The sequence below is a fragment of the Streptomyces sp. NPDC057280 genome, from assembly GCF_042668605.1.
Classification (GTDB): domain Bacteria; phylum Actinomycetota; class Actinomycetes; order Streptomycetales; family Streptomycetaceae; genus Streptomyces.
This window is the reverse complement of sequence record NZ_JBHUYR010000002.1, coordinates 864,493-877,418: the sequence shown is the minus strand read 5'-3', so window position 1 is coordinate 877,418 and position 12,926 is coordinate 864,493. Positions and strand designations below refer to the sequence as shown.

At 71.5% G+C, this 12,926-nt stretch carries 14 protein-coding genes; 6 read left to right on the top strand and 8 right to left on the bottom strand.

Features of this window, described 5'->3' with window-relative positions; genetic code table 11:
* Positions 1 to 65: 65 nt before the first annotated feature.
* Positions 66 to 197, bottom strand: a complete 132-nt coding sequence (locus tag ACFUO4_RS14465) for a hypothetical protein (RefSeq protein WP_383484004.1) — start codon at positions 195 to 197, stop codon at positions 66 to 68.
* Positions 198 to 221: 24 nt separating this feature from the next.
* A complete protein-coding gene (locus tag ACFUO4_RS14460) occupies positions 222 to 2,192 on the bottom strand; it encodes a bifunctional glycosyltransferase 87/phosphatase PAP2 family protein (RefSeq protein WP_383484001.1) in 1,971 nt (656 codons plus the stop codon).
* A 342-nt stretch (positions 2,193 to 2,534) separates the two neighbouring features.
* On the opposite strand from ACFUO4_RS14460, the gene ACFUO4_RS14455 reads away from it, so the two are divergent.
* Complete coding sequence (locus tag ACFUO4_RS14455) at positions 2,535 to 3,698, top strand: DUF2330 domain-containing protein (protein ID WP_383483998.1); 1,164 nt, start codon at positions 2,535 to 2,537, stop codon at positions 3,696 to 3,698.
* Positions 3,695 to 4,366, top strand: coding sequence for an O-methyltransferase (locus ACFUO4_RS14450; RefSeq protein WP_383483995.1), 672 nt, complete (start codon positions 3,695 to 3,697; stop codon positions 4,364 to 4,366). Before ACFUO4_RS14455 ends, ACFUO4_RS14450 begins: the two co-directional genes overlap by 4 nt.
* A gap of 13 nt (positions 4,367 to 4,379) precedes the next feature.
* On the opposite strand, the gene ACFUO4_RS14445 is transcribed toward ACFUO4_RS14450, so the two are convergent.
* Positions 4,380 to 4,772, bottom strand: a complete 393-nt coding sequence (locus ACFUO4_RS14445) for a hypothetical protein (protein ID WP_079312701.1) — start codon at positions 4,770 to 4,772, stop codon at positions 4,380 to 4,382.
* A 103-nt stretch (positions 4,773 to 4,875) separates the two neighbouring features.
* Here ACFUO4_RS14445 and ACFUO4_RS14440 point away from each other — a divergent pair, with 103 nt between their 5' ends.
* Positions 4,876 to 5,304, top strand: a complete 429-nt coding sequence (locus tag ACFUO4_RS14440; protein ID WP_079312703.1) for a DUF1992 domain-containing protein — start codon at positions 4,876 to 4,878, stop codon at positions 5,302 to 5,304.
* Here the strand turns inward: ACFUO4_RS14440 and ACFUO4_RS14435 are convergent.
* The gene (locus ACFUO4_RS14435; RefSeq protein ID WP_383483991.1) at positions 5,290 to 5,733 is read right to left on the bottom strand and encodes a hypothetical protein; all 444 of its coding nucleotides are present in this window, start codon (positions 5,731 to 5,733) and stop codon (positions 5,290 to 5,292) included. The two genes, ACFUO4_RS14440 and ACFUO4_RS14435, sit on opposite strands and share 15 nt — an antisense overlap.
* A 5-nt stretch (positions 5,734 to 5,738) precedes the next feature.
* On the bottom strand, positions 5,739 to 6,392 hold the full coding sequence (locus ACFUO4_RS14430) for a hypothetical protein (protein ID WP_079312707.1): 654 nt from the start codon (positions 6,390 to 6,392) through the stop codon (positions 5,739 to 5,741).
* A gap of 94 nt (positions 6,393 to 6,486) precedes the next feature.
* Here ACFUO4_RS14430 and ACFUO4_RS14425 point away from each other — a divergent pair, with 94 nt between their 5' ends.
* Positions 6,487 to 6,975: a GNAT family N-acetyltransferase gene (locus ACFUO4_RS14425; RefSeq protein WP_383483988.1), complete on the top strand. Its 489-nt coding sequence runs from the start codon at positions 6,487 to 6,489 to the stop codon at positions 6,973 to 6,975.
* Between the two features lie 161 nt (positions 6,976 to 7,136).
* Here ACFUO4_RS14425 and ACFUO4_RS14420 read toward each other — a convergent pair whose 3' ends face one another.
* Positions 7,137 to 9,203, bottom strand: coding sequence for a DHA2 family efflux MFS transporter permease subunit (locus ACFUO4_RS14420; protein ID WP_383483985.1), 2,067 nt, complete (start codon positions 9,201 to 9,203; stop codon positions 7,137 to 7,139).
* A 160-nt stretch (positions 9,204 to 9,363) separates the two neighbouring features.
* On the opposite strand from ACFUO4_RS14420, the gene ACFUO4_RS14415 reads away from it, so the two are divergent.
* Positions 9,364 to 10,425, top strand: a complete 1,062-nt coding sequence (locus ACFUO4_RS14415; protein ID WP_383483982.1) for a peptidoglycan-binding domain-containing protein — start codon at positions 9,364 to 9,366, stop codon at positions 10,423 to 10,425.
* A 28-nt stretch (positions 10,426 to 10,453) separates the two neighbouring features.
* On the opposite strand, the gene ACFUO4_RS14410 is transcribed toward ACFUO4_RS14415, so the two are convergent.
* Positions 10,454 to 11,122, bottom strand: a complete 669-nt coding sequence (locus tag ACFUO4_RS14410) for an HAD-IA family hydrolase (protein ID WP_079312582.1) — start codon at positions 11,120 to 11,122, stop codon at positions 10,454 to 10,456.
* Between the two features lie 164 nt (positions 11,123 to 11,286).
* Positions 11,287 to 11,868 carry a TMEM165/GDT1 family protein gene (locus ACFUO4_RS14405; RefSeq protein WP_079312580.1) on the bottom strand — a complete coding sequence of 194 codons (582 nt, stop codon included), beginning with the start codon at positions 11,866 to 11,868 and terminating at the stop codon, positions 11,287 to 11,289.
* A gap of 352 nt (positions 11,869 to 12,220) precedes the next feature.
* Here ACFUO4_RS14405 and ACFUO4_RS14400 point away from each other — a divergent pair, with 352 nt between their 5' ends.
* Positions 12,221 to 12,865, top strand: a complete 645-nt coding sequence (locus ACFUO4_RS14400; RefSeq protein WP_079312578.1) for an HNH endonuclease family protein — start codon at positions 12,221 to 12,223, stop codon at positions 12,863 to 12,865.
* Positions 12,866 to 12,926: the final 61 nt, after the last annotated feature.

Below are 12,926 nucleotides of genomic sequence, written 5' to 3'. Positions count from 1 at the left end.
GGCCGGCGGCTTCCCGGCGCCGCCGGCCCGTCCGGACCCCGAGGGAGGCAGGAGCATCCCCACCCTCACGCCCCGTTCCTGCCTCCCCCGAGGCGGACGGCGTCCGCCGCGACGGACGTGGACGCGGCCGTCGGCCGGACGCTGATGCGCCGGACGACATGCTCGGCGCCCCGGCCGGGCAGCGCCTGCGCCCCCATGGCACCCCCACGAAGGCGCGCCTGTCACCCGCTCCCGGGAGCACGCACCAGCGACGGCTTCTCGGCCGCCGCGGTTTCCCGCACCATCCGCGCCCGCGGCCCCTGGAAGAGGTACGACAGCCCGAAGCCGGCGCTCACCACCACCGCACCACCCACGGCATCCAGCACCCAGTGGTTACCGGTGGCCACGATCGCCGTCACCGTGAAGAAGGGATGCAGCAGCCCCAGCGGCTTCAGCCACCACTTCGGCGCGACGATCGCGATGACGATCCCGCACCACAGCGCCCAGCCGAAGTGCAGCGAGGGCATCGCCGCGTACTGGTTGGTGAGGGCGGTCAGAGTGCCGTAGTCCGGCTTGGAGAAGTCCTGGACGCCGTGGACGGTGTCGATGACGCCCAGGTCCGGCATCAGGCGCGGCGGGGCGAGCGGATAGAGCCAGAAGCCGACCAGGGCGAGCAGGGTGGCGAAGCCCAGCGACGCACGGGCCCAGCGGTAGTCGACGGGGCGGCGCCAGTAGAGGACGCCGAGGACGGTGAGCGGGACCACGAAGTGGAAGGACGTGTAGTAGAAGTCGAAGAAGTTCCGCAGCCAGTCGACCTTGACGACCGCGTGGTTCGCCCAGTGCTCGATGTCGATGTGCAGCCACCGCTCGAGGTCCAGGATCTGCTGCCCGTGCTCCTCGGCCCGCGCCCGCCCCTCGGAGTTGGTGCCGCCCGTCGCCGCGAGCCGCACCTTCTGGTAGGCGGCGTAGGTGACACGAATAAGCAGCAACTCCAGCAGCAGGTTGGGCCGCGTCAGCACCCTCTTCAGGAACGGCAGCAGCGGCACCCGCCGGAAGCGGGCCGGGACCGGCTCGGCGCACTCCGTCGGGACCGGCGTCTGGTAGTACGGCGAGGTCCGGGACAGGAACGGCACGACGGTCGCCGCGGCCAGCGCCGCCAGCAGCACGACGTTGTCGCGCAGCGGGTACAGCGAGGCCATGTTCGGCAGGATCATCTTCGCGGGCAGCGTCATCACCAGCACCACCGCGACGGGCCACACGTACCGGTCCGAGGCCCGCTTGCCGACCCGTCCGACGACCGCGAGCAGCACCCACAGCAGCTGGTGCTGCCAGGCCATCGGCGCCACCAGGATCGCCGCGCAGCCGGTGACCGCCACCGCGAGCAGCAGCTGCCCGTCGCGGGCGTAGCGCACGGCCCGCCGCAGGGCGAGCGCCGCCACGGCCGCGCCGAGCGCGAGGAACAGCCCGACCTCGACCGGCCCCTCGAACCCGGCCCGCAGCAGCGCCCCGTGCAGCGACTGGTTGGCGAGGTCGTCGGCGTCCCCGCCAAGCCCGGCGCCCGCCATGTGGTGGACCCAGTAGGTGTACGAGTCGTGCGGCAGCGCCGCCCACGCCAGTGCCGTGCTCGCCGCGAACGTGGCGCCGGTGGTGAGCGCGGCCCGGCGCCGCCCGGTGAACCACAGCAGCCCGGCGAACAGCAGCACCGTCGGCTGGAGCGCGGCGGCGAGGCCGATCAGCAGGCCGCTGGTGCGCTGTCCGCGCACGACGAAGCAGCCGACCAGCACCAGCAGCACCGGCATGATGCTGGTCTGCCCGAGATACAGCGTGTTGCGGACCGGCAGCGACAGCATCAGCAGGCTGATCGCGACCGGCGCGGCGAAGAAGGACGTACGTCTGTTCACCGGCTGAGGCAGCGCCCGCGCGACGACAAGTCCGAGCGCGACGACCAGAAGCAGCGTGCCGAAGGTCCACCCCCAGCCGAGCGTCTGTTCGGCCGCCTTGGTGAGCGGCTTCAGGACGAGGCCGCCGAAGGGGGTGCCGGTGAACTCCGTCGAGTCGTACAGCGAGCCCTTCACATGGAGGACGCCGTCGGGTCCGACCCACGTCTCCAGGTCGGTCAGCCGCTCTCCGCTGGGGGTGCTGAGGACGACGGCCACCTGCCGGACGGCGAGTATCGCGGCGACCACCCACAGCAGAAATCTGGCCACGCGCATTCTCGCTCTGGCCGTCTCCACGGCCGTCGCTCCGAACGCTTCCGCCGGTCCTCCGCTGGGGTTCGTGTTCACCACGTGCCCGGGCCTCCCGCCCCGTTCGCCCTTCACGTCCGATACGCGAAGGTTGTCGTGCGCAGCCTATGAGGCCCGCACCGCCCCCGGAGAAGAGACGCAGACGGTTCCGCTTTGCCTGGCACCCGTCCTGCGTTTGTCCGAAAGACGATAGTCCGCACCGGCTCGTACCGCCTCGCTGAGCGCGCGGTGGATCACTTGCGTAGCTCCAGGGCACGGAGCCGTATGCTCCGCGTAACCGTCTGAGGGCGCAGCGGAGGGTGTGGGGAAATGGTCGGTTTCCTGAGAGGCCGGGCGCGCCGTCGCCTGTCGGCGGTCGTTCTGGCGTTACTCGCCACCCAGCTGGGTTCCCTGATCGCCCCTGCGTACGCCTGCGGCTGCGGCGCCGTGGTCCCGGACACCGCCCGGCGGGTCGCCGTGGCACGCGAGGTGTCGGTGGTGCGCTGGGACGGCCGCCGGGAGCGGATCGTGATGCGGCTGACGGTCGACGGGGACAGCGGCCGGGCGGCCTGGATCATGCCGGTCCCGCGGCGCGCGGACGTGACGCTCGGCGATCCGGCCGTCTTCGACGAGCTGGACGCGGCCACCGCGCCCGTACACCGCACCCGCTCCCATTTCTGGCCGCAGGACGGCGACTGGCCCCTGGTCTCCGGCAGCGGCCGGGACGCGGGCGCACCCCCGCCCGGCGTCGGTGCGACCCCCGGTGTGGGCGTGGTGGGCCGCCAGAAACTCGGCCCCTTCGACGTGGCCCGCCTGACCGCCACCGACCCTGCCGCCCTCGGCGACTGGCTGGCCGACAACGGCTTCACTCTGCCGCCCCGCCTCAGCGGCGCCCTCCAGCCGTACGTGACGCGCCGCTGGGAGTACGTGGCGATCCGGCTGGCCCCGGAAACCACCGGCGCCCCCCTCCGGGGCACCCTGGACCCCCTGAGCCTGTCCTTCACGGCCGACGAGCCGGTCTACCCGATGCGGCTGTCCCGCCTCGCCCGCACACCCCAGTCGCTGGGCCTGTACGTCCTGGCCGCGCACCGCATGGAACCGGCCTCCGCGATCGGCGGCTCCCGCCCCCGCGTCACCTTCGCCGGCCGGATCGCACCCCCGCGCGGCAGCCCCCTGGCCGAGCTGACGGCGGGCACCCCGTTCCTGACGGCGATCGGCCAGGAGTTCCCGGAGCCGTCCCTGATCGACGGCGACCACACCCTGCGCCGCACCGCCACGGACACCCCGTTCCAGCAGGTCATCTACGAGGACCGGCTGCGCACGGTGGCCGGCGTCCCGGCCTGGCTGCTGACGGTCGCGGGCACCCTGGCCGCGCTCACGGCGGCGGTGGCGGTGTTCGTCGTACGCCGCACCCGCCACGGAACCGATGACCCCGCAGGCCGGTTAGCGCTACCACCTACTTCTACCTCTACTTCTACGAATGAGGAATCATGAGCGAGTCGAAGCACTGGGACGCCGTGGACGCCTACTTCACCGCCCATCTCGCCCCCGACGACGAGGCACTGGAAGCCGCCCTGCGGGACAGCGAGGCCGCCGGGCTCCCGCGGATCGCCGTCAGCGCCCCGCAGGGCAAGCTGCTCCAGCTCCTGGCACAGATCCAGGGCGCCCGGCGCATCCTGGAGGTCGGCACCCTCGGCGGCTACAGCACGATCCAGCTGGCCCGCTCCCTGCCCGCCGACGGCCGGCTGATCTCCCTGGAGTACAGCCCGCACCACGCCGAGGTGGCGGCCCGCAACATCGCGCGGGCGGGCCTGGACCAGCTCGTCGAGATCCGCGTCGGCGCGGCCCTCGACTCCCTCCCCCGCCTGGCCGACGAGAACCCGGCCCCCTTCGACCTGGTCTTCATCGACGCGGACAAGGAGAACAACCCGCACTACGTGGAGTGGGCGCTGAAGCTCACGCACGCGGGCAGCCTGATCATCGTGGACAACGTCGTACGGAGCGGCCGCGTCGCCGACCCGGACGACACCGACCGCGACGTCGTCGGCACCCGCGAGGCCATCGAACTCCTGGGCTCCCACCCCCGCTTGTCGGCGACCGCGATCCAGACGGTGGGCACGAAGGGCTACGACGGCTTCGCCCTCGCGCGGGTGCGGTCGTAGCCCTCGGCAGCCCTCAGACCTCGTGATAGAAGCCGACGTTGACGCTGCGCGGGGCGGTGCGGTCCACGACGACGATCTCCCCGCTGCCGCCCCGGGGCAGCGGCACGGTCCCGCCGTAGGCGAGCGGCTGGACGTACTCCCCGACGGTCAGCCGCACCTCACTCGACGGCTCGGCCTGCGAGCCGCGCAGCCACGTCACCTGCCAGGTGCCCTCGGGCCCGCACAGGAACTCCAGGTGGACCCGGGAGACGAACAGCCAGTCGTCGGGCGTGGCGAGCCTGCAGACGGACTTGTCGCGGCCCACCCGCAGCAGCGCGCCGGGCTCGCTCGGTGCGTCGGCCATGAGCATGCCGGCCGTGGCACCCTCCTCCGCCGCGGAGACGGCGGCCATGGTGAGTTCGAGCACGTGCGCTCCCTTTGCAGTTCCTGAACCGTTCCCGAGCAAGTGTCCTTGCACAGCGGCCGCATGATAAATCGCCCGGCCACATCGCGTCCGGCACAATGGACTCATGACCGAGCGAAAGCCACCCGGCGTCCCGTTCGAGTCCTGGGTCGACAAGCAGATCCGAGACGCGCAGCGCCGCGGCGACTTCGACCGACTCCCGGGCGCGGGCGAGCCGTTGGCCCCGGAACTGAGCACGCCCTACGACGAACTCTGGTGGATCAAGCGCAAGATGGCCCGCGAGGGCCTGTCGTCGCTCCCCCCGGCCCTCGCCCTGCGCAAGGAGGCCGAGGACACCCTGGCCGCCGCCTACGCGGCCCCTTCCGAACGCGCGGTCCGCAAACTGATCACCGACGTCAACGTCAAGATCCGCGACATGATGTTCAGGCCACCGCCCGGCCCCCCGCTGGGCATGAAGCCGTACGACGTCGAAGAGGTCGTACGCCAGTGGCGGGAGCGCCGGGCGGCGAAGAATCCGGACTCAGAGCTTCAGTAGCCGCTCCGTGAGTTCGCGGTAGTCACGCAGGGCGAGCCGCAGCTGCTCGGTGTCACCGGAACCGTTGTGCTTCCCGTCCCCGTGGTCGGCGCCCTGCCAGGACTGGCGCAGGGTGCGCCGCCGCTGGGTCATGGCCTCCGTGAACCGGGAGGTGATCTCCTCCAGCACATGGTCGGCCTCCTCGACGGCGGCCCGGGGCTCGTCGACGAACCCGGTCATGGCGTGCTGGAGCTGTCCGGCGAGCTTTTCGCTCTGCTCGTCGGCCAGCAACCGCCCGCCGTGGGCCTCACGCCCCGCGGCCTCATGACTGGCCACCAGGGGAGCCTTCTCGCGCTCCTTGGTGAAGCCGCGTCCCTCCCCCTCATGCCCCGCCACGAGGGGCGAACCGTCCCCATAGCCCTTCTGCGGGCCGCTCACGGCATCCGTCATGCCTCTCAACTCCCCTTCGCCTGACGCCGGCTGAACGCCCACGGCAGATGGCCGTGGCCGTTGTGGCGCGCGGACCGGTCGCCGGACGACGATTCGGTGAGCTCGCGCCTGCGCCCACCGGCGCCGACGAGCTCCTCGAACAGGGCCCGGGCCTCGACCATGGCCTCACGCATCTCCTCGGTGCCGCCCTGCGCGCCGTCTTCCGTCCGCATGTGCGCCACGCGGTGGACACGCCGGTAGCCGTGCACATGGTGCGCGTGGTGCACGGAGAGGGCGGCGAGCTGCTCCTCGTACTGCCCCCCGTCGGGGAACCCGCGGGCGCCGGCCACCTCGGCGAGCAGCCGGTCAGCCTCGCTCACCGCCTCGCGGGGCGACTCGACGAACCGCTCCTGGGCGGCCGCCCACCGGGCCTCGTACTGCTGCCGCTGGGCGGGCTCCAGGTCCCGCTCCCGCAGCGACCCGTGCTTGTCCACCCGCTCGGCCAGCTCGCGCTCGGCGGCCTGGGAGTCCCCGTCGTGCCGGGCGACGGTCCGGTCGTACTCGGGCCCGAAGCGCCGCTTCAGGTCCTGCCCGCCGGGCCGGCGCCTGGCCAGGACGACCGCCACCACGACGACGGCCGCCACGATCACGATCAGAGCGATGATCACGCCAGTAGTCATGCGCTACGAGTAGCCCCGACCACCCCCCTCAAACGGGCCGCCCACCCGATATCCGCTTGTGCCCCGCCCCAGCCCCCACCCGAGAATGACGGACATGACCTGGACCGTCACACCGGAACCCCACGACTCCCCCGCCGCAGCAGCCCTCTGGCGCGCGTACTACACGGAGGTCAGCGACCGCTACTACCTCCTCCACGAGAACCGCCGCACAGCCCCGGAGGAGCTGGAACGCGAGATCGCCAAGGCGGACTGGTCCGACCTCACCCCGCCCAAGGGCCAACTCCTGCTGGCCCGCTATGAAGGCGAACCGGCGGGCACGGCAGGCGTACGCCTCCTGACCCCGGAAACGGCGGAACTGAAAAGGGTGTTCATCCAGGAGCCGCAACGCGGCAAGGGCGGCGCAGCCCTCCTCGTAGCAGCAGCGGAAGACACAGCGCGAGCCCTGGGCGCCACCCGCATGATCCTTGACACCCGCCACGACCTCACAGAGGCAAGGGCGCTGTACGAGCGCCTGGACTACGAGGAGACGGAGCCACACAACGACGACAAGTACGCGGAGCACTGGTTCACGAAGAACCTGTAGCCCAGCGACGCCGCACCCGCGCACGGCGGGAAGGGGACGTGTCGGGGGGTGTCCGCCCGCAGCGGTTGGCGCGTCAACACGGCCGCCCTCTACAGGTGACCGATTCCGCGCCGTTCCGAGGACGGACACCCCCCGGCGCGGCCCCGACCCACCCCCGACCGTCAGCGCGAAGGCGGACCCCCACCGGCGTTCTGCGGCTGCTCCCGATCCGACCCGCACAGCTCCGCGTTCAACTCCCCCACCAGCTGCACCAGATCGGTCGGCCGGTCAGCCCCCCACCAGTCCCCCAGCAGCTCCGCCAACGAAGCCTCCCGAGCCGCCGCGAGCCGTTCCGCGACCGCGACCCCCTCAGCCGTCAGCACCAGGTCCACCCCGGACCGCACCGCCAACCGCCGTTCCTCCACCTGCCGAGCCGCCGCGATGACGACGTCCAGCGGCACGGAACTCCGCGCGGCGAGGGTCGCCGGCTCCACCGACCCGTACTTGTTGATCCGCAGCAGCAGCCAACTCGCCCCGGGCAGCAGGTCGTACCCGGCCCGGACGGTGATCGTCCGGTAGATCTCCCGCCGCCCCTCGCGCGTCCCGAGCACCGACAGCGCCCGGCACACCTCGTCGTACGACGACCGCTCCACCGGATTGCTGGCCAGCGTCTCCGTCACATCGGGCGCGGTGACCGACGCCCGCAGCCGGTCCTCCTTGAGGAACCACGCGAGCACGAACCCCAGCAGGGCGACCGGCGCGGCGTACAGGAACACGTCGGTGATGGAAGACGCGTACGCATGCAGCGCGGCGGGCCGCAACGCGGCCGGCAGGTTCGCGATGTCACGAGGGTCGGCCTCCAGCCCGTCCACGGTCACCCCGCCCGGCAACACACCCCCGCCGCCGGCCCCGGCCCCGGCGAACGCGTCGGCCAGCTTGTCCCCGAGCCGGTTGGTGAACACCGTCCCGAACACGGCGACCCCGAACGACGCCCCGATCGACCGGAAGAACGTCGCCCCGGACGTCGCGACGCCGAGATCCTCGTACGACACGGCGTTCTGCACGATGAGCACCAGCACCTGCATGACGAGCCCGAGTCCCAGCCCGAACACGAAGAAGCAGCTGCTCATCACCCACGTGGAACTGCCTTCGTCGAGCTGGTGCAGCAACAGCAGCCCGATCGTCGTGACAGCCGTTCCGACGACCGGGAACACCTTCCACCGCCCGGTGCGGCTCACGACCTGCCCGGACACCGTCGACGACAGCAGCAGCCCGAACACCATCGGCAGCATGTGCACCCCGGACATGGTCGGCGAGACCCCCTGCACGACCTGGAGGAACGTCGGCAGATAGGTCATCGCGCCGAACATCGCGAACCCGACGACGAAGCTGATCACCGCGGACAGGACAAAGGTCCGGATCCGGAACAGCTTCAACGGCAGCACAGGCTCCGCGGCCCGCCGCTCCACCGCCACGAACGCCACTCCCAGCAGCACCCCGAGCACGGCCAGCCCCACGATCTGCGGCGATCCCCACGCCCACGTCGTGCCGCCGAGAGACGCGACCAGCACCAGACAGGTCGCGACGGACGCGATGAGCAACGTCCCGAGATAGTCGATGACATGCCGCGTCGCCTTGCGCGGAATCCGCAGCACGGTCGCGATGACGGCGAGCGCCACGACCCCGACCGGCAGGTTGACGTAGAAGACCCAACGCCAGCTCAGATGCTCGGTGAACACCCCGCCCAGCAGCGGACCGAGCACACTCGTCGCCCCGAACACCGCCCCGAACAGCCCTTGGTAGCGCCCGCGTTCACGCGGCGGCACGAGGTCCCCGACGATCGCCATGGACAGCACCATCAGCCCACCGCCGCCGAGCCCCTGCACCGCCCGGAACGCGATGAGTTGGGGCATGTTCTGCGCGGCCCCGCACAGCGCGGACCCCACCAGGAAGATCACGATCGCGATCTGGAACAGCCTCTTGCGCCCGTACTGGTCCCCGAGTTTGCCCCACAACGGGGTCGCCGCCGTGGAGGCGAGCAGATACGCCGTGACGACCCACGACAGATGCTCGAGCCCGCCCAGGTCGCTGACGATGGTCGGCAGCGCGGTCGACACGATCGTCTGGTCCAGCGCGGCGAGCAGCATCCCCAGCAGCAGCGCCCCGATCGACACGAGGACGTTCCCGGGCACGTGTTCGTCCCGCTCGCCCCGCACCTCTCCCGTCCTGGCGTGCGCATCCGCGGCCATGAAGACCTCCTGTGTGACTCGTGACGACTCCATCGTGGTCGGTGTGACCAGTTTTGGCCTCTCAAGTCCTGTTGGAATCCACTGTTCCGGGGGTTGGCGGGACGCGAGTGTGAAGAGGGTCTGCATAATCTCTGGAGTTCGCGAGGGGAGGGACGAACACATGGCGGAGACGAGCGGCCACTTGTGCCCGGAGTGCGGGGCACCCAGAGGGGTCGACAACACCCCGTCCTGCGGGTGCACCCAGCGGGCGTCCGACGCCCTGCGCGACGCGCGCGAGGCGGAGCAGGCGGCGGCGGAGGACTTCGATCCGCTGCGCATACGGCCGTACGTCGACCTGGCAGCGGAGAGCCGGGAGCCCGAAGCCCCCACCCCGGCACCCCCGCACCCGGCCACCCCCACACCCGCGCCCCCGGCCACACCCCCGCCCGGATCCGGCCCCGCACCCGGAGCCGGCCCCGCACCCGCATCCGCATCCGCATCCGCATCCGCATCCGCATCCGACGCAACGATGCAGTTGCACCCGATCTCCGTGCCGCCCCGCCCGAGCACCACGGACCTGAGCCTCTTCGAGAGCCCTCCGGACCCCGCGGGCGAAGGCGCGCCCGACGAACCCCGCTCCCCCGGCCGCCGCACCCTGGTCCTGGGCGCGGTCGGCGTCGCCCTGGTGACGGTGGTCGCGGCGGCGGGCCTGGCGAGCGGCCTGTTCTCGTACGACAGCCCGGAGCGCGGCAGCGCGCTGCCGAAGGAGGTCCGGGCGAGCGTGCCGGACGCGTCGACCAGCTCGGCACCCGCGTCCCCGGAGGCGAGCGCGGCGTCGGCCCGGCCGGCCCCGGCGTCCCCGACCCCGAGCGCGAGCCCGTCGCCGTCCGCGTCCCCGTCGCCGTCACGGACCAGCGCGTCACCCACCCCGTCGGCGTCCGGCACCTCGACCCCGACCCCGGCGACCGCGGCCCCGGCGAGCACGGAGAACAGCATCGGCAGTTCCGAGGAGACCGCCCCGCCGGTGCTGCGCCGCGGCGCCCAGGGGGAGGAGGTCGTGGAACTCGAACTGCGCCTGACCCAGCTCAACCTCTACACGAGGAAGCCGAACGGCCATTACGACCAGGCCGTCCAGGACGCGGTCACCCGCTACCAGTGGGCGCGGGGCATCCAGGTGCAGGAGTACGGCGTCTACGACCTGGCGACGCGGGCGAGGCTGGAGTCGGAGACGAAGGAGCCGTAAGGCACCCGCGCCCGTTCACCGGGTCGTGTCACCCGACGTAGACCCGGATCTCCCCGTCGCCCCGGGCCTCCACACGCACCTGCGTCAGATCCCGCACCACCACATCCGGCTCATGGAAGTCGGCGCGCGGCCCGACCCCCACCACCTGCATGCCCGCGGCGCGCCCGGCCGTGATGCCCGCACCGGAGTCCTCGAAGACGATGCAGTCCGCGGGGTCCACCCCGAGTTCCGCGGCGCCCTTCAGGAACCCCTCGGGGTCGGGCTTGCTCGCGCCCACGCTCTCGGCGGTGATCCGCACCTCCGGCAGCGCGAGGCCCGCCGCGGCCATGCGCGCGGCGGACAGGGCGACGTCGGCGGAGGTCACGAGCGCGTGCGGCACCCCGGCCAGCGAGGCGAGGAAGGCCTGCGCGCCGGGGATGGCGACCACGCCGTCCATGTCGGCGGTCTCCTCGGCGAGCATGCGGGCGTTGTCCGCGTGGTTCTGCGCCATGGGCCGGTCGGGCAGCAGCAGGGCCATGGAGGCGTATCCCTGCCGCCCGTGGACGACCTTCATGACCTCGTCGCCGTCCAGTCCGTGCCGCTCGGCCCAGCGCCGCCAGCAGCGCTCGACGACGACGTCGGAGTTCACGAGGGTGCCGTCCATGTCCAGCAGGAGGGCGCGGGCGGTCAGCACGGTGGGCACGGCGGTGGCCGTCATCGGCAGCTCCAGGGCGCGGGGAACGCCGGGGGTCGCCCGGCGGGACAAGGCGGCCCCGCCCGCCGGTCAGGGAAAACGGGCGGGAGCCACTTTGTTTCTCCACGGTACAAAACGAGACCATGATCCCGCCACCGCCTCCCGGAACAGTTCACTCACCGTTCAGCTCAGGCGCTGACGGCCTCCCACAGGCTCCACACGCCGAGGCCCAGCATCAGCACGGCCGCGATCTTGGTGATGAGCTCCAGCGGCACCCGCTTCATCAGGGCCTTTCCGCCGACGATGCCGAGCCCGGCCACGGCCCAGAGCGCGAGCACGGCGCCCAGGCCGACCGACAGCGGGTCGTCGTAGCGGGCCGCGAGGTTCGCCGTCATGATCTGCGTCAGATCACCGAACTCGGCGACCAGGATGAGCATGAACCCGGCCCCGGCGACCTTCCAGAAGGACTGGTTCTCGGGCCGCCGGATCTCCTCGTCGTCGTCATCCTTCTTCCGCAGCAGCACGGCCGCGCCACCGAGGAAGAGCACACCGGTGATCGCGTGCACGATCTGCTGCGGCAGCAGCGTCAGCACGCTGCCCGCCGCGACGGCGAGCGCGACATGGAGCGCGAAGGCGGCGGCGACGCCGGCGAAGACGTAGGACGCGCGGTAGCGGGTGCCGAGGACCAGTCCGGCGAGGGCGGTCTTGTCCGGGAGCTCGGCGAGGAAGACGACGCCGAAGACCACGGCCGTGACGGTGAAGCTGATCAAGGTTCCTCAATCGGTCGGGGCTGCCCCACCGAGAGTGTTACCGCGAAAAACGACACCTCGGCATGGCAGCACACGGTCAGTGCACTGCTGTGCCGAAGGTCTCGCTGGCGAGGTCCGCACGGGACCCGCCTCCGGGCGCCGGCTCAGACGAGCTGAGCAGTATGTCGACGGTCCGGCGAAGAGCTACTCCCCTTCAACTCCGTCAATCATACGAGATCGTTTCGCCGCAACCCTTGTCGTGTCATGTACGCGTCATTAACTTCTCACCCGACGCACATCTCCCCGCAACACGGTGCGACGAGCATTCCTTCGCCCGCCCGCGTCAACACCCCCACCCCTCAAGGGAGTTCGCATGCCGAAGTTCTACGCGCGTCGACGGCTGAGCATACTCGCGGCGTTCACCGGTCTCATAGCCTCCGTCGGACTTTTCAACGGCCCGACCGCCTCCGCCGCCCTCCCCACGCCGGTCAGCGCCGCCACCGCCCGCAGTTACCTCGCCTCGCTCACCGTGGCGACCGAGAACCGCACCGGCTACAGCCGCGACCTGTTCCCGCACTGGATCACCATCTCCGGCAGCTGCAACACCCGGGAGACGGTCCTCAAGCGCGACGGCTCCAACGTCGTCACCGACTCCTCCTGCGCCTCCACCAGCGGCAGCTGGTACTCCCCCTACGACGGGGCCACCTGGACCGCCGCCTCCGACCTCGACATCGACCACCTGGTCCCGCTCGCCGAGGCCTGGGACTCCGGCGCCAGCGCCTGGACCACCGCGCAGCGCCAGGCCTTCGCCAACGACCTGACCCGCCCGCAGCTCATCGCGGTCACCGACAACGTCAACCAGGCCAAGGGCGACCAGGACCCGGCCACCTGGATGCCGTCCGTCACCTCGTACCGCTGCACCTACGTCCGCGCCTGGGTGCAGGTGAAGTACTACTACGACCTGTCCGTCGACTCCGCCGAGAAGAGCGCGCTCACCAACTACCTGAGCGCCTGCTGATCCGGACCCTCCCCAACCTCCCCCGTCGTTCCGTACCGTACGGGGCGACGTCGGAGGGTGA

Bases quoted from the DNA above. Each gene is read 5' to 3' on its own strand.
- ACFUO4_RS14465 (WP_383484004.1), bottom strand. From the start codon at position 197: ATGGGGGCGCAGGCGCTGCCCGGCCGGGGCGCCGAGCATGTCGTCCGG.
- ACFUO4_RS14460 (WP_383484001.1), bottom strand. From the start codon at position 2,192: ATGCGCGTGGCCAGATTTCTGCTGTGGGTGGTCGCCGCGATACTCGCC.
- ACFUO4_RS14455 (WP_383483998.1), top strand. From the start codon at position 2,535: ATGGTCGGTTTCCTGAGAGGCCGGGCGCGCCGTCGCCTGTCGGCGGTC.
- ACFUO4_RS14450 (WP_383483995.1), top strand. From the start codon at position 3,695: ATGAGCGAGTCGAAGCACTGGGACGCCGTGGACGCCTACTTCACCGCC.
- ACFUO4_RS14440 (WP_079312703.1), top strand. From the start codon at position 4,876: ATGACCGAGCGAAAGCCACCCGGCGTCCCGTTCGAGTCCTGGGTCGAC.
- ACFUO4_RS14435 (WP_383483991.1), bottom strand. From the start codon at position 5,733: ATGACGGATGCCGTGAGCGGCCCGCAGAAGGGCTATGGGGACGGTTCG.
- ACFUO4_RS14430 (WP_079312707.1), bottom strand. From the start codon at position 6,392: ATGACTACTGGCGTGATCATCGCTCTGATCGTGATCGTGGCGGCCGTC.
- ACFUO4_RS14425 (WP_383483988.1), top strand. From the start codon at position 6,487: ATGACCTGGACCGTCACACCGGAACCCCACGACTCCCCCGCCGCAGCA.
- ACFUO4_RS14420 (WP_383483985.1), bottom strand. From the start codon at position 9,203: ATGGCCGCGGATGCGCACGCCAGGACGGGAGAGGTGCGGGGCGAGCGG.
- ACFUO4_RS14415 (WP_383483982.1), top strand. From the start codon at position 9,364: ATGGCGGAGACGAGCGGCCACTTGTGCCCGGAGTGCGGGGCACCCAGA.
- ACFUO4_RS14410 (WP_079312582.1), bottom strand. From the start codon at position 11,122: ATGACGGCCACCGCCGTGCCCACCGTGCTGACCGCCCGCGCCCTCCTG.
- ACFUO4_RS14400 (WP_079312578.1), top strand. From the start codon at position 12,221: ATGCCGAAGTTCTACGCGCGTCGACGGCTGAGCATACTCGCGGCGTTC.